Raw genomic sequence first — 19,826 nt, forward strand, 5'->3', positions numbered from 1 at the left:
CACGCGCGGCACACGGGATCTTGGAAGGGCGGGCGGCGCCTTCGCCGGCTCACGGCGCGGGCACCGGAGAAACGCAGGCACGCATCGGAAACCGAAATGGTCCACCCGCTGAAGAAGTAATGCGAGGCGCCCTGTCGCCCCTTGCGGCGCATCGATCGAGCGCCGCGCAGGCCCCGAGTCTGCTGCGCGAGACACGCGAGGCACGCGGGGTACCGAAGAGCACGGGTCAGCGTTCGCAGGTGAATTCATGTGATAATCTCCAGCGACTACCCGTAAGTGGTCGCAAGGGACAATCGTCGCAATTCGGCACGAAAAAGCGCTTTTCTGCCCCGCGGCCTTACACCCTTTGGTAGGCTCTCTCTCAGCCCATGCGGAGTGCTCTTGGCGCCTGTGGGTCCGGTCTGATCCTGCGGAGTTCCTCGGCTCGGTTGTAGAGGACACACCGCGGCGGCCTCATCACACGGCCCCTCGAGCGTGCGCTCTCGAAGGGCCAGGGTAGGATATCTGCGTGCTCGTTTCCGACCTCGTTGCCACGTCTGATCGTGTTGCCGCGACCTCCAGCCGTCTCGAAAAGATCGGTGCGCTTGCCGGCCTCCTGCGCCGCCTCTCGCCGGAGGAGGTGCAGATCGGCGTCGACTGGCTCGCCGGGCGGCTGCGCCAGGGCCGCATCGGGTTCGGGCCTGCGATGGTCACCGAGGCCCGCCGCGCCGGCCCGTCCGCCACCGAGCCCACGCTCACCCTGGGGGAGGCCGACGCGGTCTTCAGCGAGATCGCGCGCATCTCGGGCCCTGGGTCGGCGGGGCAGCGCCGCGCGGCGCTCGGCGGGCTCCTTGCTCGGGCCACCGAGCTCGAGCGCGACTTCTTTGCCCGGCTCCTCGTCGGCGAGCTCCGCCAGGGCGCGCTCGAGGCGGTCATGATCGAGGCGGTGGCGCGCGCCGCGGGGCTGCCGCCGGCCTCGCTGCGGCGCGCGGTCATGCTGGCCGGCGACGCGGCCGAGGTCGCCAAGGCCGCGCTGCTCGAGGGGGCGTTCGGGCTCCAGCGCTTCTCGCTGCAGCTCTTCCGCCCGGTGCAGCCGATGCTGGCGCAGGCCGCCGACGACGTCGCCTCGGCGCTGGGCGAGCTGCGCGCGGCGGCGCTGGAGTGGAAGCTCGACGGCGCGCGCGTGCAGGTGCACAAGGCCGGCGACGAGGTGCGCGTCTTCAGCCGCAGCCTCGGCTCCGTCACGAACGCGGTCCCGGAGATCGTCGAGGCGGTGCGGGCGCTCCCTGTCCGCTCGGTCGTGCTCGACGGCGAGGCGATCGCCTTTCGCGCGGACGGCGCGCCCCACCCGTTCCAGGTCACGATGCGCCGCTTCGGCCGCATGCTCGACGTGGCCGCGCTGCGGGCCGAGCTGCCGCTCCGCGCCATCTTCTTCGACGTGCTGCACCTCGACGGCGAGGACCTGCTCGACCGGTCCGGCGGCGAGCGCGCCGCCGCGCTCCGGCAGGTGCTCGACAGGTCGCTGCGTGTCCCGCGCATCGAGCTGCCGACGAGGACCGAGGCCGAGGCGTTCTTCGCCGACGCGCTCGCCCGCGGCCACGAGGGGGTGATGGCCAAGTCGCTCGGCGCGCCCTACGAGGCCGGGCGTCGCGGCAGCTCGTGGCTCAAGGTGAAGCGGGCGCACACCCTCGACCTTGTCGTGCTCGCGGTCGAGTGGGGCAGCGGCAGGCGCCGGGGGTTGCTCAGCAACCTGCACCTCGGCGCGCGCGACCCCGGCTCCGGCGGGTTCGTCATGCTCGGCAAGACGTTCAAGGGCATGACCGACGAGGTGCTCGCGTGGCAGACGCAGCGGCTGCTCGAGCTCGAGATCACCCGCGACGCGTACACGGTCCATGTGCGGCCGGAGCTCGTCGTCGAGATCGCCTTTGACGGCGTGCAGGCGAGCCCGCAGTACCCCGGTGGCGTCGCGCTCCGCTTCGCGCGCGTGAAGCGGTACCGGCCCGACAAGACGGCGGTGGACGCCAGCACGATCGACGAGGTGCGGGCCATCCATGCGGGCGCGCTCGCGCACGAGGCGGCCGAACGGAGGGAGTCGGGGGCTGGAGGAGAGAAGGGCGGATGACGCTCGAGGCGACCCGTCCGTCTCAGAGCGGCAGGTGCGCGAGGAGGAAAGCCCATGGGGTCGTATTCCAGTCGAGACCGGGGGACGGCGCCGGTGATCCGGGGCGGACGCCGCCGAGTTCGTGCCTTCTCAACGAAAGCTGAGCGGCGCGAGCGTTCGCGAAGCCGCGCTCGAAAGAACGCCCCGACTCTGCGCTGCTGGTGAGGGGCGGGCTCACGGTGCTCCCCCGGCCCGGTGAACCGATGTTCGGCCGGTTCACCGAATCGCGTGCGGAGCCCCGACCAGCGGCAGCGCATGGGCTCCGGTCACCGTCCCCCGTGTGGTCCTTCGGGCCTTGACCTGCGCGGAGCGGCGCTGGTAAGGTTGCCCACCATCCGCGGGGGGCGTGGATCGGTCAATCTGGGAGGGGAAACCGATGAACCATCGGCTCGGCGTCCTGCTCGTTCTGTTCACCTGCGGCTGCTCTATCGTGGATCCCGGCGACCGCGACGAGCTGCGAGACCAGATCGCGATGATGCCACGCGAGGAGAGATCAAGGCTCAAGACTTTGGGCATGAACTCCGCGGCGATCGATTGGCTCAAGGGCAGGCCAGAGGGAGATCAAATGGGCAAGATCCAATGCCGCTACCAGGCTGGCGGTCATTGGACCAACTGGGCCGACCAGGAGCCGCCGTTCATTGTGGACGACATGCGCGATTGTCTCATAAAACGGCCTTTCTTGGTGACGTACCTGATGTGCATGGACGAGTGGGCATCCGTGGAGCGTCAAGCAAGAAAAACCAATCTCTTGAACAGCCTGCCGATCCCGGGCGGAGCGACCGTCGAGTGCCGTTTCGTGTGGGATTTTCGCTATGACCCCGAGAAGGCGCCGGCCGAGGTGACGGACCCCAACGCGATCGACGCAGACGACATCATCAATACCCTGATCGCGCTACCCGCGCCTCCTCCTGGATGGGCCTTTCCTCGCCTCGTCCCTCTCCTCTGCCCGCTCGGCGCTGGACCGGGCTGGGGCTGCCCGCCCACGCCCACGGATCCGACAGGCGGACAGCCCACAGACCCGACGGGCGGACAGCCGGGAGATCGGCCATGAGGTGGCTGGCGAAGCGCCCTGGAATGATCGAACCGCAGGAGGCAGGCTACGGATACGGCCTGTTCACGACCAAGAGCCCCGATCTCTGGAAATGGCACCTCGAGAATCTCGGCCAGCTGTGCGCTGAAGCGTGGGACGATGACCTGCCCGAGGAAGACTGCGCATGGGCAGAGCCATATCGCAAGAAATTCAGCAGGTGGATTGACGATTCTGGACACGCTGACACCGGCCACAAGGCGAATGCGGCGGATCTCCAGAGCCGCCACGGCCGCTTCGGTGGCGAGCCCGCGCCACCCTGGCCCATGCTGCTGGAGGCCGTTCAGAGCGCGTTCTTCGGTATGCTAGAGGGCTTCAAGAAAGAGCGCCCCGGCGCAAGCGAGCCTGCTGCGGCCGACCCGATGTCGCGCCTCCACAAGACCTATCTCTGGCAGACGCTGACATCCGACGACACGGCCCAGGAGCACCGAGTCGACGCGCTCCGCGCCTTCCAGAGGGGTTTTCGGATCGGACGCCGCGGAAGACCGAGGACGCTGACGAGGCCCATCCCCCCGATGCTGGAGCCTCCTGCGATCTGGGAGATCGGAGCGCCTGCGCTCCCCGGTCCGAGCGCCGCGCGCGAGCGGGCCCTCAGGGCGCTGCCGGTTCCGGACGATCCGAAGGAGCTTACGGCACGCGCGCAGGAGCAGCGAGCGCTGTATGCGAGCGCATGGCGAGATGACGTGCCGGAGGAGAACCGCATCTGGGCAGCGCTGTACCGCGAAACGTGCATGCTGTGGGTCAACCAGCGAAGGCGAAATGCCCTCGCGCAGAGCGCCTACGAAGGCTATCTCCAGAGCAGCGATGGCCGCTTCGGCGGCGAACCTGCTGGACCGTGGCGTAGCGTGAGCGCTTTCGCCCACGAACCCTGGTATTCTTTCGCGGACCGTATCGAGGACGCGCCCGAAGGCGAGAGCGAGCCGGCGACGGCCGAGGCAGCAGTATGGGAATACTGGAACGCGCGCTACCGGGAGGCCCCGCCGTGGGGCAGCGACCCGGATCAGGCGCACTGGCTCGCGGCGGTCCGCGCCGGTCGAAGAAAGGCGCAGGCCGATGATGATCCGCCGCAGATGGGCCAGTAGCGCGCTGGAGGGGCCGTGCGCCGGGATCGTCGCGCTGTCGCTCTTCTCTACAGGCGCCCGAGCGGGAGAGCGCGCGTCGCCGCGATGGCAGATCGATGTCAAAGCCGCCTATGTCGTGCTTGGCGCCCGTGCCGCGCGCGCGACAGGAGGCATCATGTGGCCCTCCGCAGCTTGACCGGCGCAGGCCGACGCTGGTAAGGTCGGCCACAGTCGGCGCGTACATGGACCACCAATTGGGGAGGGGAAAACCGATGAAACATCGGCTCGGCGTCCTGCTCGTTCTGTTCACCTGCGGCTGCTCGATCGTGGACCCCGGCGACCGCGATGAGCTGCGAGACCGGATCGCGATGATGTCACCGGACGATATACCGTTTGCGAAGCGATGGACCATGAACACCAAGGCGGTCGACTGGCTTCGCCGCAGGCCACCTGGAGATCAGATGGGCAAGCTCCAGTGCCGCTACCAGGCCGGCGGTCAATGGTCCAACTGGGCCGACCAGGAGCCGACGTACATCGTCCTTGATATGCTGGAATGCCTCTTAAAACGACCTTTCGCGGTGACCTACATATTGTGCAAGGAGGAATGGGAGGCATTGGAGAGCCAAATCAGGAGAACCGACCTCCTCAACAGCCTGCCGGTGCCTGGCGGTGCAAGCGTCGAGTGCCGGTTTGTGTGGGATTTTCGCTACGAGCCCGAGAAAGCGCCGATCAAGGTGACAGATCCTGACGCCGTCACGCCCGACGACATGATCGATGCCATGATCGGACTGCCCGCACCGCCTCCGGGATGGATGTTCCCTCAGCTCATCCCGCTCCTCTGCCCGCTCGGCGCTGGGCCGGGCTGGGGCTGCCCGCCTAGACCCACCGATCCGACGGGCGGAGAGCCCACGGACCCGACCGGCGGAGAGCCGGGAGATCGGCCATGAAGTCGTGGGCGAAGTTCCCCCCAGGAATGCTCAACGTGCGTGAGGCAGCCTGCGGATACAGCCTGTTTACGACCAAAGATCCCGATATATGGAAGTGGCATATCGAGGAGCTGGGCGAGCTGTGCACCGAAGCATGGGATAACGACCAGCCCGCGGAGGATCGCGCATGGGCAGAGCGGTACCGCAAGAAATTCAGCAGGTGGATTGACGATTTCGGGCACCCTGCCATCGGCGACAAGGCGAACGCGGGAGCTCTCGAAAGCCACGATGGACGCGTCGACGATGAGCCGGCTCCCCCCTGGCCCATGCTGCTGGAGGCCGTCAAAAGCGCGTGTTTTGCCATGATCGAGGGCTTCACGAAAGAGAACACCGGCGCGACCGAGTGTGCGGCGGCCGATCCGACATCGCGCCTCCACAGAAGCTATCTCTGGCGGACGCTGACATCCGACGACACGGCCGAGGAGCACCGGGCCGAGGCGCTCCGCGCCTTCCGGAGGGGCGTTCGGATCGGGCGCCGCGGAAGACCAAGGACGCTGACGAGGCCCATCCTCCCGGTGCTGAAGCCGCCCTATCACTGGGGCGGAGTCGGTTTCCCTGAGTACCCCGGACCGAGCGCCGCGCGCGAGCGAGCAATCAAGGCGCTGCCACCTCCAGCCAATCGGGAGGAGCTGGCGGCACGCGAGGAGGAGCTGCACGCGCTGTACGCGAGCGCATGGGGCGAGGACGTGCCGGAGGAGGACCGTGTATGGGCAGCGGCGTACCGCGATATTTGCACGCTGTCGGTCAACGGCCGCCGGCGGAGCGCCATCGCGCAGGGCGCCTACGAGGGCTATCTCCAGAGCAGCGACGGACTCTTTGACGGCGAGCCCGCTCGACCGTGGCGGGAGCTGAGCGTTCGCGCCGGGGAGCCATGGTGTTCTTTCGTGGACCGCATCGAGGACGCGCCCGAAGGCGAGAGCGAGACGGCGACGGCCGAGGCGGCAGCGCGGGAATACTGGGACACGCTCTACCGGGTGGCTCCGCCGTGGGACAGCGACCCGGACCAGGCGCACTGGCTCGCGGCGCTCCGCGCTGCTCGAAGAAAGGCGCAGGCCGACGATGGTTCGCCGGAGATGGGCAAGTAGCGCGCCGACGGTGCCGTGCGCCGGGATGGTCGCCCTCTCGCTCGTGTCCACGGGCGCCCGGGCGGAAGAGCGCGCGCCGCCTCGATGGGAGATCGACGTCAAGGCGGCCTATGTCGTGCTGGGGGCCCGTGCCGCGCATGCGACGGGAGGCATCATGCCGTCGGTCACCGGCTTGCGCCGGTGGCCCGTCCGTGACGCCGTGGACGTTGGCATCGGCGCCGACGTGGGGCTCTTCGGTCTGGGCGGCGACGCACGCTGGCTCGGCGTCCTGGGAGGCCCGGCGGCGGCCGTCCGGGTCATGCCGTTCCGCGCGCCCTTGTCCTTCGAGCTCGCGGCGCGGCTCGACTTCGGGCGCATCCCCGTGTGCAACGCATGGGGGTTGTGCCTGCGGTACCTCGGACTCTTCCCCGCCGTGGAGGCCGGCGCAGCCTACCTGTCGACCCAGCATGTGGCGGTCGTGGCGACGTGCGGCGTCCGCTTCATCAGGACGCTCGCGTGGTCCGGTGTCAGCGTGGAGCCGGCTGCGGCGGGTCGGATCTTCTGGTAGGGTTGACCGCCCGACGGGCGGAGAGCCTACCGGCCCGGACGCTCAACCCGGAGCAGATGGATGAAGTCATCGATGGGGAAGACGAAGCCCCTCGTACGCCGCGACCTCTGCGAGGCGGCCCTCGGGCACCGGCTGTTTGCGACCAGGGATCCCGACGGCTGGAAGGCGCACTTCGAGGTCCTGGGCACGCTGTGCGCCGAAGCATGGCTCGACGACCTGCCGGAGGAGGACCGCGCATGGGCAGCGGCGCACCGCGAGAGATTCAGGGAGTGGGTCGACGCTCCGGGGCCGAATGGCGCCGACCCGAGGTCCAGCGCGAGCGCCCTCCAGAGCGGCCAGGTCCCCGTTTCGGGGGAGTTCGCCCCATCGTGGCCGATGCTGCTCGGCGCCGTCGAGAGCGCGTTCTTCGCGTCCGTCAGGGTCTTCGAGGTGGCACCTGCCGGCGAGCGCGAACGTGCGGCGGCCGACGCGACATCGCGCCTCCACCGGACCTACCTCTGGCGAACCCTGTCGTCCGACGCTGCGGCCGAGCAGCACCGGCCCGAGGCGCTCCGCGCCTTCCAGAGGGGGTTTGAGCTCGGGCGCGGCACGTCGAGCTCCATCCGGAGCCCTGTCCCCCCGATGCTGGAGCCGCCGTGGTACTGGGGGGCAGGTCTGCCAGAGTATCCTGGGCCGATGGCCACGCGCGAGCGAGCCCTCCGGGCCTTGCCGATATCCGTCCATCGGGCCGAGTGGCTGTCACGCAACCGGGAGCTGCGCGATCTGTATGCGAGCGCCTGGCGAGACGACGTGCCGGAGGCGGACCGCGAATGGGCCCAGGTGTACCGCGATTGCTGCGCGGGGCATGTCAACCGCCGCCGGCGGGACGCCATCGCGCGGAGCGCCTATGAAAGCTATCTCCAGAGCAGCGGTGGGCTCTTCGACGGAGAGCCCGGCCGACCGTGGCTGAATCTGAGCCACTCCACCTCGGAGCCCTGGCGAGCTTTCGCCGACCGCGTCGAGGACGCGCCCGACGGCGAGAGCGAGCTTGCGACGGCCGAGGCGGCGGCGCGCGAATGCCGGGAAACACTCCATGGAAAGTTCCCGCCATGGGACAGCGACCCGGACCATGAGCACTGGCTCACGGCGGTCCGCGCAGCTCGCGCCCAGGCGCTGGCCGGCGATGCACCGCCGGACAAGGCGCGATAGCCCCAGCAGCCCCTCCCGGCTAGTCGGCCCCGCTGCAGTCCGAGACGTGAAAGACCGCCGTCTCGAGGCGCGCCTTCGCACCGTCGAAGAGACGGATGAGGTCGCACGGCCCCGCCGTCACGTCGGCCTCGTACGGGTCGGTTGGCTGCTCCTGGACGATAATCGCGCACGGGCCCTGGTAAAGATCTCCGTCGATCTTCGCAGATGCATGAGGCAGGCCGCCATCGTCCATGATGTTGACGTAGGAAAGCCCGGCGTCACCCCCGTTATCCACTACCACGCTGAGGTCACCTGCGTTCCGCACGACGCACAGGCCTATCGGATCGTCGTCTAGGCCTACAACATTCGTTCCGTTGCCGCCGGTGTCGATCACGAGCTCTTCGCCGGCGCGCGTCACCACCGCCTTGCCCGAGACCTTGGGCTCGGGATGGGCGCGGCATCCTCCGACCGAGCTCCACACGGCGACCCAGAACAGGGGCCGGAGCGTCCGCGCCACGGCCCTTGCGATTGGATCGATCATGTCGTGCATCCGCCATGACTCTGCGGAACCACAGTCGGCGGGTTCCCCACGGGCGTGCAGCACATCACGTGCTCTTCTCCATCCGCCTCGACGTACACCGCGCGGTCCTCGTATCCCTCGTAGCAGATCTCCTCTACCTCGGTCGGGATCACGCAAAGGGTGTACCCGTCCGGGAGGGCGTCTCGAACGATGCCCGCGCAAGCACGCGCGAACGTCCGCGATTCCGGTGCGTTGGAGGTATCTTCCCGCCAGCCGTCCCAGAGGACTTCCGTCTCTTCCGCACAGTCTTGCACCTCGCTCTGCGAGCCCTTCCAGAGCCACACAGCACGGTCCCCCTCGTGGGGTCCTGTGCCAGGGCAATCGCGGTCGGGCACACACGACACCCCGGCAGTCGCGCCGATGAACAGAAGAATGCATCGCATCGACAGAAGCCCTCCTAGTACAGCGCAGGACCACAGCTCACATCGCCGACTTCGCAGTACGGCCGGTGCAGATCGGCTCTTGCCGCCACGCCCGTTCGCCGCGAGAGCGCGGCGCGCGGCCGGCTGTCCGCTTCCCTCAAGACGGTCGGCGCCGACCCCGGCGGCGGCGCCGAACGCTGCACCTTTCGTGGCGGAGAGATCCTCTCCACCAGGATCGTTGCATGCTTCTCCGCGCGGAGCACGACCCGAGCCGGGCGGGTCAGACAGAGCACCCCCGTGCATATCGCGGCCAACACCGCGAGCGAAGCAGCGACCCATAGGGGGAATGACCGGGGCGGCGTTCCGGAAGGCCTCCGCCGGGCGGCCATGAGATCTCGTTCAGGTTGCCGGATCAAGGACGGTGGCGGCGGCAAGACCGGCTGCTTCGCAGCGGATGCCGGCCGCGAGGGCACATCAAGCGGGGGAACCTGGGGCAGCGGAGGATCGTCCTCGTTCGAAGGCGGAACCCCAGATGACACGACCCCGGGCGCGACCTCGGACGGCGGGGTATCTGGACCTACCGTGATCGATGCTGGCGACTGCGGCCCTTCCAGGTGCGAACTGCGCAGCGTCGACGGCGCTGCGCCGGCGACGGAGGCGCGGCCAGCGCGGCCGCTCGGTGTCTGGTCCAACGTAGGCCATGCGTCCACAAGGTCTTCGAGCACCGTGATGAAGTGGTCGACGTTCCTGTACCTGCGACGCGGATCCTCAGCCAGGGCCATCTCGATCGTGGCGGCGACAGCGCGCGGTAGATCGGTCGGAATGACCGGGCTGAGCCACGGCGCCCCCAGCTCACCTGTCTGGCCGATGTCCAGAGGGCAGCGGCAGGCGAGCTCGTACAGCAGGGCTCCGAGGCCATAGACGTCCGCCCGTGGGCCCACGTCGTCGCCGCTCAGCAGCTCAGGCGCCACAAGCCGCTCTCGCGCGGCTTCGTGCGGCTCGATCCGGAACAGTCGGACCAGGCCGAACTGGCGAATGCAGTAGTCGCGCTGCGACGTGATGAACACCCGGTCCGGCCCGAGCGCTCCATGGTACCAGCCCAGCTCGTGGCAGCGCTCGATCGCGCGGGCGACCTCGAGCACCATTCGCAGCGCGGTCGCCCCGAGATCGGCCCCGCAGGTTGCGTCCTTGATGCAGATGCCGTCGCTTCGCCGGCACGCGACCCAGGCAGAGAAGCCGCCCGCGTCGCCGTAGAGAACGGGCTCGATTTGCGGCACCGCGCGCGAGATATCCTGCAACCGCTTCAGCTCGGAAACGAAGGCCGTCCTATCCACGGGTTGGCCCTCGCGGAGGTGCAGCCAGACGGTCGCGCCCTCATCGCCTACCTGTCGGGCGAGGAACGTGCGGACCATGCCATCGTGAACCTCGCCGAGGATCCGGTGACCTTCCCAGACTGTACCAGGCTCTACCACGAGAACATCACCTCCGCGCCAGCCGTGCGCGCGCGGATCTGGGCGCCGTTCGGCAGCACCGCAACCGCGAGTGTCGCGGCACCCAGCGCGGTGCCGGCGACGAGCGCCGCGGTGCTGAGGTGCTGCTTCACGTCGACGGCGTGCTGCTCTCTTCGAAACGCTCCCGCATTCTCGATGTCCGAGTGGGGCTTGCACATCTCATCCCTCAAGGCGCTGTCCTCCAGCGATGCCACGATGTGCAGCACGATTCCCGATACCAGGAACGCGCCCGATGCTGCTGAGCCCGCATAAATAAGCCACCGCCCCGGAGGGGCTGCCGGTTGTGCCGGCGCGCCCGCCGGCCTCGCCGGCGGCGGAGCGGCCGGCCGAATGCTCGCGGGCTCGGCGCTCAGGAGGACGGCGCGCGGCTCCGATTCTCCCGCGGTGACGTGCACGGTGGAGCGCACCGTTCGGCCGTCCGGCATCGCCGCAGCGACCTCGTGCTGCCCGGGTGCGACGTAGATTCGACCGCTCTCGTCCACGAGACGCCCGTCGACGAGCACCGGCGCCGCCCCGGCGGGCGCGAACACACGGAGCTCCGCCACCTGCCGCCGCGCCGCGGCCAGGTCCGCGTGCCGCGTCTCGTAGAGCTTCTGCTCCTCGGGCGTGGCCGGCGGGCGCATCTCCTGCACGCAGCGCGTGAGCTCCACGACGGCGTCCACCCAGCGCCCGAGCCGGCGGTCGAGCTGCCCGAGCTGGCAGATCCCCACGGTGGATCTCTCGATATCGTAGATCTGCGCCCATAGATCGCGAGCGCGCGCGGTGTCGAGCCGCTCCAGGGCGGCCTCCGCTTCCCTGATCAAGGCGACCACGCGCGGCGACCGTGGTGGCGGCGGCGCGGCGAACGCCGGCGGAAGCACGAGGAGGAACATCGCGACGGCCGCCGCGTGCGACCAACAGACGACCAGCGCAGAACGCAGCAAGGCTCACCTCGGCCCAACGAAGGGAACCGGATGCCGCGCTGGCCCAATCCGGCGCGTCACCGCCCTTTCCGCCCAGCCTCGGCCTGAGCGGTGTCCATCCCTCGCGCCGACGAGAACTACCATGGGTCTCCCTGCGCTGTGAATCCCCGACAGGCCGAATTTCCGCCCGCGGGCGCATTGTGAATCGCTGGCAAAAATTCTCATCGATTCGCTCTCCTGGCGGCGGAGGTGCGCCGGCACGGAGCACGCCTCGGGAAGAAGGAAGGAAGACAGCCGCGACGAGGAGATGAGACATGGGCTGGCCGTCCGTCCAGGCGCCGCGACGCGGGCCGAGCGCGACCGGCCCTCCTCCAGCCACGGAGCAAGATCGCGACGCCAGTCCGGGCGCCCAGCAGCTTGCACTCAGCCAGCCCAGGACCGACACTCGGAGCGCCCCTTACCAAAGGAGGGTATCTCATGGGTTATCGCAATCTCAGTCCCCAGGCGATGGTCAACATCTCCGCGCCCTGGCTCGATCCGGCGCAGGATCGGAAGGTCTTCACGTCGCTGCCGCTGCTCGCGCCGCTCCTGCCCGCGGTCGAGGAGGCGCACGGCCGGATCCTGACCACGCAGCGGCTCGGCTCCAGCCTGCAGCAGCAGGCGAAGACGCTCATGGAGAGGGCGCTCGCGCTCGACGCGACGCACGACCGCAAGCTCCGCGGGGCGTACAACTACCTCGGCGCGCTCGCCGAGCTGACCGACGATCCCGCCTTCGCGGCGGCGCTCCTCGATCTGCGGGATCGGCTCGCGCCGGCGGGGCTCAAGGCGATCTCGCGGAGCTACGGCGACCAGGCGGGCGACGCCAAGCTGCTCCGGTCGCGGCTCGACGAGGCCTCGGAGAAGCTGCTCAAGAAGCTGAAGACGCCCGAGGGGCCGCTCGCGCAGGTGGTGGACGCCTGGGTCGCGGCCGCGCTCGAGATCGAGAAGGTGGAAGCGCAGCGCGAGCAGCTCGCGCAGAGCGCCCCGTCGAACACGGACGGGGCGACGCCGCGCGAGGTGCTGAACGCCCGCAACGGCTGGATCCGCGTGGCCCGCGCGGTCGAGACGAACCTCGCCCTCGAGAAGGCGGCGACCGGCGAGATCGCTGACCGCCTCCTCGGCCGGCTCCACCGCGAGTCCGCCCGGGCCGACCGGCGCGGACGCAAGGGCGGCGCCGAGGGCGAGGCCGAGCCCGCGCCGGCCGACGACGCCGCGCCGCCCGCCGCCGGCGACGACGACGATTCCTTCGACGGCGCCTGATCCTGGCGCTCCTGGCCTCCGCGCCACGATCAAGCCCCCGCGCGGGGCGCGCGAGGGAAGACGCCTTGCTCGATCTGCCGCCCTCCACCTCACGAAAGCAAGCTATATTACTTTTTTCGCCGCCTGCCGCCGGGTGCGCGGCTGTCCACTTGCGCGGAACAGGTGTCGGGCAGCGATTTACGTGAAACACATTACGCTAAACTGCCGCCGAGCGGCGATCCTGAGTAAGACATCTTACGTCGAAGCGCCGCCGAGCGGCGATCCTGAGTAAGATATCTCACGTCGAAGTGCCGCCGAGCGGCGATCGCCGATAGTTGACTTGCGCCGAGCGCCGCCGGGCGGCGATTCGTCGTAAGACATCTTACTTTTATGCGCCCCCCGCCGGGGCTCGCCGGATCTGGGCAAGCCCAGAGCGCTCGGGCTGCGACGCCGAGAAGAGGGCCCGACCACGGTCGCGAGCAGCAGGGCCGTCCCGAGCGCCTCGGCGACGGCCCTGCGGGGGAGATCAGCGCGCGGCGGCATCGTCGAGCTTGGACGGCGCGCAGCACGCCGGCGCGCAGCACGCGGCATCGCTCTTCGCGGCATCGCTCTTCGAGGGCACCGCGGGCTGACTCCCCATCACGGCCGCCTCGCCCTTCACCACGAACACCTCCCACGAATTGCCGTCGGGGTCCTCGATCCAGACCTTGTCCTGCACCGCATAGCAACAGGCCGTGTCCTCCTCCGTGAAGGTCCTGAGCTCCGCCGCCTCGAAGCGGCTCTTGGCCTCGAGCACGTCCTCCGTGCTCGCCACCTGGACGCCGAAGTGGCTCGCGTTGACGCCCGTGCGCGGCGCCTCCTGCATCGTGAGGTTCAACGAGGGCGACGCGAGGTCGAACTTCGCATAGCCGGGACGACGCTTTGTGGCGCTCACGCCAAAGGCCTTCTCGTAGAACGCGACCGAGGCGTCGATGTTGGAGACGTTGAGCGAGACATGAGGCTTGAGAACATTCATCGCGCACCTTCCTTCCAAAAAATTCGAAATATAGGGGCAAAAAAAATCAGCAGCACGCCTTGCCGCGCTTGCAACAGTCCTCCCACAGGTACGCGGTCAGGGCACGGAGCGCCTCGTAGTCGGCGCTGTAGTAATGAAACGTCCCTTCCCCGCGTGTCCTCAGGATGCCCGCATCGACGAACCGCTTCAGGTGATGGCTCAGCGTCGAGGCGGCCAGTCCGACGTGCGCCTGGATGTCGCCGGCGGAGGCGCCCTCCGCGCCGGCCTGCACAACGAAGCGCAGGACAGCCAGCCGCACGGGGTGCCCGAGCACGGCGAGCTGCTCGGCGTGACGATCGAGCTTCGACGACACGCCCTACTTCTACAATTATCGAAGCATCGGCGCAAGCCCTTCTTCCAGAAAATACGAACTGGTGCCGCGTCCCCCCGGGGTCCTCGGCGCCTTGGTCCCCCTCCTCGCTCGACGTGTGTCCGGGCCCGCCCCCGCGGCGACCCCCCGCGACCGTCGCGGCCGATGCTAGCAGCTCGCCCCGTCCCGGCGGCACAGGTCGCTCATCTCGCGCGCGAGCGCCTCCATGCGCCCGAGGCTCCCGAGCAGCGCCTGCGCGCCATCGCCCGGGGCGGAGAGCGCCGCCTCCACCCGGTCGGCGAAGCGCTCGGGACACCGCGGGAGCGCCCGCGTCCTCTGCAGGGAGCCCTTCTCGTTCGAGAGGTAGCGCTCGTTCAGCGCGAACAGCGCCTGCACCAGGCAGGCGGCGGCGCGGAACAGACAGCCGCTCACGTACGTCACGTCGCCGCGCCTGGCCGCCTTCTTCGCGGTGTCGATCGCGAAGCCGGCCTCCCACAGGAACCGGTCGAGGAGCGCCCTCCTCAGGGCCGGCGGATACGGCGTCACGAGCGCCTTGAGCGGGGCCAGCGCGCCTCCCGGATCGAAGAGCGGCCGGCAGTCGTGGAGGTCGGCCAGGTAGATGGAGCTGAGGAAGCCGTGAGGGTGCCCGGGCTGGTAGTCGCACGTCACCTGCCCCGCGCGGCATTCCTCGATCACGCGCCGCATGCGGGCGAGATCGCGGTAGAGCCAGTCGACCCGGTGCCCCTCGATCTCGAGCCACGCGCCCCCGTTGATCCACGGTCCCCACGCGCCGAGCGGCGTCACGTCGTCCCCGGCGGCCGTCGCGAGGAGCTCCCGCGCGAGCGGCGTCACGGTATCCCCCGCGCCGCTCGCGCAGAGCTCCCGCGCGAGCGCGCGCAGCGCCGGGAGGTCGGGCGGGCGCTCCGGCTCGTAGTAGATGCCAAGATCGATGTCCGAGTCCGGGTGGCCCTCGCCGCGGGAGCGCGAACCGCCCAGCACGACCGCCACCACGCCCGAGATCGCGCCGAGCCGAGCCGCCACGCGCGCTGCCACGTCGAGTGCCCCGTTTGCCCCGTTCACGCCGCCTCCTGTCGCTTCCCCGCGACACGCCGAGCGTAACATCAGGACGCGCCCGGGCGCCCGGACCGGACAGGCGCCGCCGCGCCCCGCCCGCTCGCAGCCCACGCCGCGCCCCGCCCGCTCGCAGCCCACGCCGCGCCCCGCCCGCTGTGCCTGCGCCCGCCGTTCTGCTAAACGGCAACGCGTGCCCGACCTGATCGTCCACCCGGCCGAGCGACCTCTCCTCGGGAGCGTGCCGGTTCCCGCGGACAAGAGCATCGCCCACCGGGCGCTCCTCCTGGCTGGGCTCGCCATCGGGCAGAGCCGCATCCGGGGCGGAACGCTCGGCGGCGACATCCTCTCGACCGTGAACGCGCTGCGCGCCATGGGCGTCCGCGTCGAGGAGCCGGCGCCGGGCGACCTCGTCGTCGACGGCGCCGGGCTCTCCGGCCTCCGCGCCCCGGCGGGGCCCATCGACTGCGGCAACTCCGGGACCACCATGCGGCTCCTCTCGGGCATCCTCGTCGCCCAGCGCTTCGCCGCGCGGCTCGTCGGCGACGCGTCGCTCTCGCGCCGCCCCATGGAGCGCGTGGCGAAGCCGCTCCGCCTCCGCGGCGGGCACATCGAGGGGCAGCTCGACCCGCGCAAGATCGGCGAGATCACGGCGCCGCTCGACGTCGGGCCGCTCCCCGAGCCGCACGTGCTCTCGTCCATCGAGTACGACCTCCCCGTCCCGTGCGACCAGGTGAAGAGCGCCCTCCTCTTCTCCGGCCTCTTCGCCGACGGGCCCACGTTCGTGCGCGAGCCGATCGTCTCGCGCGACCACACCGAGCGCATGCTCACCGCGCTCGGCGTCCCGGTCGACTCGGTCGGCGCGATGGTCTGCCTCGACGCGGCCCGCTTCTCCGGCGCGCTGCCGGCGTTCGACGTCGACGTGCCCGGCGACCTCTCCGCCGCCGCGTTCCTCATCGCCGCCGCGCAGCTCGTGCCGGGCAGCCGCGTGACCGCGCGGCGCGTGGGGCTCAACCCGACGCGCACCGGCCTGCTCGAGGTGCTGCGCGACATGGACAGCAGCGTCGCCGTCGAGATCAAGGGCGAGGCCCTCGGCGAGCCCACCGGCGATCTCCACATCGCCTCCGGCGGCGCCCTGCGCGGCGGGCGCGCGGGCGGCGAGCTCGCGTCGCGCGCCCTCGACGAGCTGCCCATCCTGCTCGGCCTCGCGGCGCGGGCGCGCGGCCTCACCGAGGTGTTCGACGCGCGGGAGCTGCGCGTGCAGGAGACCGACCGGATCGCGGCGATGGCGTCCGTGCTCGGGGCCTTCGGCGTGCGCTGCGAGGAGCGCACCGACGGGCTCCTCGTCGAGGGCAGGCCCGACCGGCCGCTCGACGCGGCGGACATCGACAGCCGCGGCGATCACCGCATCGCGATGACGGCCGCCGTGCTCGGGCTCGTCGCGAGCGGGCCCACGCGCGTGCGCGACGCGGGCTGCATCGCGACGAGCTTTCCCCTCTTCATCGGGACGCTCCGCGCCCTGGGCGCGCGCATCGAGGTCGAGGGCGCCCGCGCGGCATGAGCGGGCGAGCAGGTGAGCGAGGAGGAGCGCAGGTGACGGAACGGCAGAGACAGGACGACGCACGCCACCTCCCGGGCCAGGGCGAGCTCCGGCGGCTGCGCGTCGCCATCGACGGACCGGCCGGCGCCGGCAAGGGCACGGTCGCGCGGGGGCTCGCCGAACGGCTCGGCTACCTCCTCGTCGACACCGGCGCGATCTACCGCGCCGTCGCGCTCGCGGTCCACCGCGTGGGCCTCGCGTGGGACGACAGCGGCGCGATCGGCACCCTCGCCGAGGATCTCGCGAGCGGCGGGCGCATCGCCCTGGAACGCGGCGGGCCCGGCGCGCCGCCCGACTCCACGGACGCCCGCGCGGCGCACGACGTCCGCGCGGCGCACGACGCCCGCGCGGCGCACACCACCTCGGACGCCGGCGCAGCGGACGACGGCTCGGCCGACGGCCCGGCCCACTCGAGCGTGGGGGGCAGCGGCATGCGGGTGCTGCTCGACGGCGAGGACATCTCCAGCGCGATCCGCGCGCCCGAGATCAGCCTCGGCGCGAGCCGGGTCTCGGCCATCCCCGCGGTGCGCAAGGCGCTGCTCGCGATGCAGCGGCAGGCCGGCGCCGGCGGCGGGGTCGTGCTCGAGGGGCGCGACATCGGCACCGTGGTGTTCCCCGACGCCGAGGTGAAGTTCTTCCTCACCGCGCCGGCCGAGATCCGCGCGAAGCGGCGGTACGACGAGCTCGTCGCGCGCGGCATCGACGTCAGCTTCGAGGCGACGCTCTCCGACGTGCTCCGCCGCGACAAGGCCGACAGCGAGCGCGCCGTCGCGCCGCTCCGCAAGGCCGACGACGCGATCCTCGTCGACTCCGGGCACCGGAGCCCGCAGGAGATCATCGACGAGATGGCGACCCTCGTGGAGATCCGTGCGCGCGGCGCGTGACGTCCGCGCCGCCGTCGCCGTCGTCACCGTGATTGCGCTCGCGCTCCCGGCCTGCGGGGGCGCGGCGCCGCAACCCGAGGCGCGCGGCGTGGGGAGCCCGGCCGGCCCGCGGATCGTCCGGCGCATCGAGCCGGCCGATCTCCTCCCGGCCGATCTCGATCTCGTTGTGCGCGTCGACGTCGCCCGTATGCGCGGCGACCTGGGCCAGGCGGCCGCGGACGAGCTCGCGCGGCGCGCGCTCGACGAGGTGCCCGACGAGGCGCTCGAGAGCGCCCTCCACCGCGCGGACATCGTCTGGCTCGGCCTGCGGCTCGCCGATCTCGAGGAGGGCGACCGCGTTGTCGTCCTGGAGGGCCGGATGGCCGGGCTCACGCCCGATCCCGATCGCTGGGAGGCGTCGCCGGCAGCGAAGGGCGTGCAGGGCGGCGTCGCCGTCTTCGACCGCCGCGACGGCAGCGCCGGCGCGCGCGCCGACACCGCGCGGATCGTCGCGCTCGGCGATCGCGCCGTCGCGCTCGTGTCCGCGGTCGAGGTGAGCAGCGTCGCGCGCGTCCTCCGCGACGGCCCCGACGAGCGCCGCGGCGACCCGGCCGCCGAGGGGCTCGTGAGCCTCGACCTGCGCGCGCGCCGGCTCCCTCCCTCGCTCGCGCGGCGCTTCCCGTCGATCGGCGCGGTCGTCGCCGGCGTCGAGCGCGTCCGCGCCGTGGCGTCCCTCACCGACGAAGGGGTGCGCCTCGATGCAGAGATCGTCGGCGTCGACCCGGCCGGCGCCGCGCGCGCCCGCCGGCTCCTCGAGGTGCTCCGCGACAACGTCGAGGAGGCACGTTACGTGGACCTCATGAAGGCGCTCTCGATCGAGCAGGTGGAGCGCACCGTGCGGCTCCGCTGGCTCTTCCCTGCGCCCCTCGTGCTCGCCCTGCTGTCTCGGAGCTCTCCCGGCTGAACCCATCCCCGACGCGCGTCGGTTTCGTTTACGTTCTCTGGCTGTCCCGGCGCTCCCCCGGCTGAAACCGATGTCCGACACCCTGATCGAAGAGCCGATCCGACCGACCGTGATCGACGACCCCGCGGCGCCCGCGCCTGCGCCCGTGGCCGACCCCGCCGAGGCGCAGCCCGCGAAGCCCGGCGACGGCGGCGCCCCGCCGCGCCCTGCCCGGCCGCGGGGGGCCGCGTGCCTCGTCGCCGGGCTCGCGCTCGTCGCGCTGCTCGCCGGCGTCGCGCTCGGCGTCTACTTCCTCTTCTGGCGCTACGAGCCGACGGCCCGGCGCCACATCCCGGGCGACGCGAACATCGTGCTCCGCCTCGAGACCGCCGATCTCGCGCTCTTCGGCCCCGTGCGCCGGCACTTCCTCCCGCTGCTCGACGAGGCGCCCTCGGGCACGTCGCGGCGGGCGCGCATCGAGGCGGCCACCGGCCTCGATGTCCTCTCGGATCTGCGCGAGATCGTGATCGCCTCGACCGACGCCGCGAGCTGGGTCGCGCTCGCGGGCGGGCGCATCCCGAAGGACCGGTTCGTCGCCGGCATGGAGAAGGTCGCCCGCGAAGAGGGCTGGGCCGGCCTCCGCCGCGAGGGAGATCTCCTCCTCCTCGGGCCGCGGGCCGTGATCGGCCAGGCCGACGACGGCACGCTCGTCCTCGGCACGGACGTCGAGATCGTGAAGGCCGCGCTGCCCGCGTCGGACGAGTGGCAGCGCCTCGATCTGCCCGAGCAGGGCCCCGTCACCTTCGCGCTCACCAGCGCCGCGTGGTCGGGCGCCGCCGGCGTGGTGTCCGCCGTGCTTCCGCGCGCCGGAGCGCTGTTCCGCCGCATCGATCACGCCTCGGGCACGTTCACCCTCGGCGCGGAGCCCGCGCTCGCGATGCGCCTCGCGCCCGTCTCGGGCGACGCCGCCGCGGCGCTCGCCGCGGACACGCAGGCGTTCCTCGGCAACCTCAAGCTCGCCCTCGCGCTGCTCCCCGACGTCGCCGGCGCCGGGACCGCGATCGAGGGCGCCCAGGCCGTAGCGCAGGGCGATCGCGTCGAGCTCCGGGCGAAATGGCCCCACGAGGGCCTCGATCGCGCATGCGCGGAGCTCGCACAGCGGGCCCGCGCCGCGCGAGACGCCGGCGGCGCCCCGCGCCCCGCGCCCTGAGGGGCGCGCTGCTTTGAGCCGGCGGGCGCATCGTTTCTCGGGGAAACGACAAAAACCTCTCGTGGCTCG

General features: G+C 71.0%; 18 protein-coding genes. 12 read left to right on the plus strand and 6 right to left on the minus strand.

The genetic code is table 11. The features are described from left to right. Positions 1–508: 508 nt before the first annotated feature. From WMF17_RS35305 to WMF17_RS35335, 7 genes are all read left to right on the plus strand, one after another. Positions 509–2,101, plus strand: a complete 1,593-nt coding sequence (locus WMF17_RS35305) for an ATP-dependent DNA ligase (RefSeq protein ID WP_437645415.1) — start codon at positions 509–511, stop codon at positions 2,099–2,101. A gap of 415 nt (positions 2,102–2,516) precedes the next feature. Further along, positions 2,517–3,191 (plus strand): hypothetical protein, encoded by a 675-nt coding sequence (locus WMF17_RS35310; RefSeq protein WP_437645417.1) that lies wholly within the window; start codon positions 2,517–2,519, stop codon positions 3,189–3,191. A 23-nt stretch (positions 3,192–3,214) separates the two neighbouring features. Next, complete coding sequence (locus tag WMF17_RS35315; RefSeq protein ID WP_437645419.1) at positions 3,215–4,309, plus strand: hypothetical protein; 1,095 nt, start codon at positions 3,215–3,217, stop codon at positions 4,307–4,309. 251 nt (positions 4,310–4,560) lie between these two features. After that, entirely contained in the window at positions 4,561–5,235 is a 675-nt protein-coding gene (locus tag WMF17_RS35320) for a hypothetical protein (RefSeq protein WP_437645421.1), read from the plus strand. Further along, positions 5,232–6,359, plus strand: a complete 1,128-nt coding sequence (locus WMF17_RS35325) for a hypothetical protein (RefSeq protein WP_437645423.1) — start codon at positions 5,232–5,234, stop codon at positions 6,357–6,359. The genes WMF17_RS35320 and WMF17_RS35325 overlap by 4 nt, the downstream gene beginning before the upstream one ends. A gap of 10 nt (positions 6,360–6,369) precedes the next feature. Next, complete coding sequence (locus WMF17_RS35330; RefSeq protein WP_437645424.1) at positions 6,370–6,906, plus strand: hypothetical protein; 537 nt, start codon at positions 6,370–6,372, stop codon at positions 6,904–6,906. 72 nt (positions 6,907–6,978) lie between these two features. Further along, positions 6,979–8,094 (plus strand): hypothetical protein, encoded by a 1,116-nt coding sequence (locus WMF17_RS35335; protein WP_437645426.1) that lies wholly within the window; start codon positions 6,979–6,981, stop codon positions 8,092–8,094. A 19-nt stretch (positions 8,095–8,113) separates the two neighbouring features. Here the strand turns inward: WMF17_RS35335 and WMF17_RS35340 are convergent, their stop codons facing one another. From WMF17_RS35340 to WMF17_RS35350, 3 genes are all read right to left on the minus strand, one after another. Then, entirely contained in the window at positions 8,114–8,614 is a 501-nt protein-coding gene (locus WMF17_RS35340; protein ID WP_437645428.1) for a hypothetical protein, read from the minus strand. A gap of 436 nt (positions 8,615–9,050) precedes the next feature. Continuing rightward, positions 9,051–10,427: a protein kinase domain-containing protein gene (locus tag WMF17_RS35345; protein WP_437645430.1), complete on the minus strand. Its 1,377-nt coding sequence runs from the start codon at positions 10,425–10,427 to the stop codon at positions 9,051–9,053. 53 nt (positions 10,428–10,480) lie between these two features. Continuing rightward, positions 10,481–11,449, minus strand: a complete 969-nt coding sequence (locus WMF17_RS35350; RefSeq protein WP_437645432.1) for a hypothetical protein — start codon at positions 11,447–11,449, stop codon at positions 10,481–10,483. 456 nt (positions 11,450–11,905) lie between these two features. Between WMF17_RS35350 and WMF17_RS35355 the strand changes: the two genes are divergently transcribed. Further along, entirely contained in the window at positions 11,906–12,727 is an 822-nt protein-coding gene (locus WMF17_RS35355) for a hypothetical protein (RefSeq protein WP_437645433.1), read from the plus strand. Positions 12,728–13,232: 505 nt separating this feature from the next. Here the strand turns inward: WMF17_RS35355 and WMF17_RS35360 are convergent. The 3 genes from WMF17_RS35360 to WMF17_RS35370 form a co-directional block, all read right to left on the minus strand. Next, positions 13,233–13,721 carry an ArsI/CadI family heavy metal resistance metalloenzyme gene (locus tag WMF17_RS35360; protein ID WP_437575385.1) on the minus strand — a complete coding sequence of 163 codons (489 nt, stop codon included), beginning with the start codon at positions 13,719–13,721 and terminating at the stop codon, positions 13,233–13,235. Positions 13,722–13,767: 46 nt separating this feature from the next. Next, complete coding sequence (locus tag WMF17_RS35365; protein WP_437480477.1) at positions 13,768–14,073, minus strand: ArsR/SmtB family transcription factor; 306 nt, start codon at positions 14,071–14,073, stop codon at positions 13,768–13,770. A gap of 165 nt (positions 14,074–14,238) precedes the next feature. Next, positions 14,239–15,150, minus strand: a complete 912-nt coding sequence (locus WMF17_RS35370; protein WP_437645434.1) for a nucleotidyltransferase domain-containing protein — start codon at positions 15,148–15,150, stop codon at positions 14,239–14,241. Between the two features lie 184 nt (positions 15,151–15,334). Between WMF17_RS35370 and aroA the strand changes: the two genes are divergently transcribed. From aroA to WMF17_RS35390, 4 genes are all read left to right on the plus strand, one after another. Beyond that, positions 15,335–16,702 (plus strand): 3-phosphoshikimate 1-carboxyvinyltransferase, encoded by a 1,368-nt coding sequence (gene aroA / locus WMF17_RS35375; protein WP_437597766.1) that lies wholly within the window; start codon positions 15,335–15,337, stop codon positions 16,700–16,702. A gap of 32 nt (positions 16,703–16,734) precedes the next feature. After that, positions 16,735–17,625 carry a (d)CMP kinase gene (cmk, locus tag WMF17_RS35380; RefSeq protein WP_437645436.1) on the plus strand — a complete coding sequence of 297 codons (891 nt, stop codon included), beginning with the start codon at positions 16,735–16,737 and terminating at the stop codon, positions 17,623–17,625. Continuing rightward, entirely contained in the window at positions 17,609–18,568 is a 960-nt protein-coding gene (locus WMF17_RS35385; protein ID WP_437645438.1) for a hypothetical protein, read from the plus strand. Before cmk ends, WMF17_RS35385 begins: the two co-directional genes overlap by 17 nt. A gap of 70 nt (positions 18,569–18,638) precedes the next feature. Continuing rightward, positions 18,639–19,757, plus strand: coding sequence for a hypothetical protein (locus WMF17_RS35390; protein WP_437645440.1), 1,119 nt, complete (start codon positions 18,639–18,641; stop codon positions 19,755–19,757). The last annotated feature ends 69 nt before the right edge of the window (positions 19,758–19,826 follow it).

The organism is Sorangium sp. So ce362, from assembly GCF_051519845.1.
Taxonomy (GTDB): Bacteria; Myxococcota_A; Polyangia; order Polyangiales; family Polyangiaceae; genus Sorangium.

What these genes read in the sequence shown, in the direction of transcription:
- WMF17_RS35310 (WP_437645417.1), top strand. Translation starts at nt 2,517, where the DNA reads ATGAACCATCGGCTCGGCGTCCTGCTCGTTCTGTTCACCTGCGGCTGC.
- WMF17_RS35315 (WP_437645419.1), top strand. Translation starts at nt 3,215, where the DNA reads ATGATCGAACCGCAGGAGGCAGGCTACGGATACGGCCTGTTCACGACC.
- WMF17_RS35320 (WP_437645421.1), top strand. Translation starts at nt 4,561, where the DNA reads ATGAAACATCGGCTCGGCGTCCTGCTCGTTCTGTTCACCTGCGGCTGC.
- WMF17_RS35325 (WP_437645423.1), top strand. Translation starts at nt 5,232, where the DNA reads ATGAAGTCGTGGGCGAAGTTCCCCCCAGGAATGCTCAACGTGCGTGAG.
- WMF17_RS35335 (WP_437645426.1), top strand. Translation starts at nt 6,979, where the DNA reads ATGGGGAAGACGAAGCCCCTCGTACGCCGCGACCTCTGCGAGGCGGCC.
- WMF17_RS35340 (WP_437645428.1), bottom strand. Translation starts at nt 8,614, where the DNA reads ATGATCGATCCAATCGCAAGGGCCGTGGCGCGGACGCTCCGGCCCCTG.
- WMF17_RS35345 (WP_437645430.1), bottom strand. Translation starts at nt 10,427, where the DNA reads ATGGTCCGCACGTTCCTCGCCCGACAGGTAGGCGATGAGGGCGCGACC.
- WMF17_RS35355 (WP_437645433.1), top strand. Translation starts at nt 11,906, where the DNA reads ATGGGTTATCGCAATCTCAGTCCCCAGGCGATGGTCAACATCTCCGCG.
- WMF17_RS35360 (WP_437575385.1), bottom strand. Translation starts at nt 13,721, where the DNA reads ATGAATGTTCTCAAGCCTCATGTCTCGCTCAACGTCTCCAACATCGAC.
- WMF17_RS35390 (WP_437645440.1), top strand. Translation starts at nt 18,639, where the DNA reads ATGTCCGACACCCTGATCGAAGAGCCGATCCGACCGACCGTGATCGAC.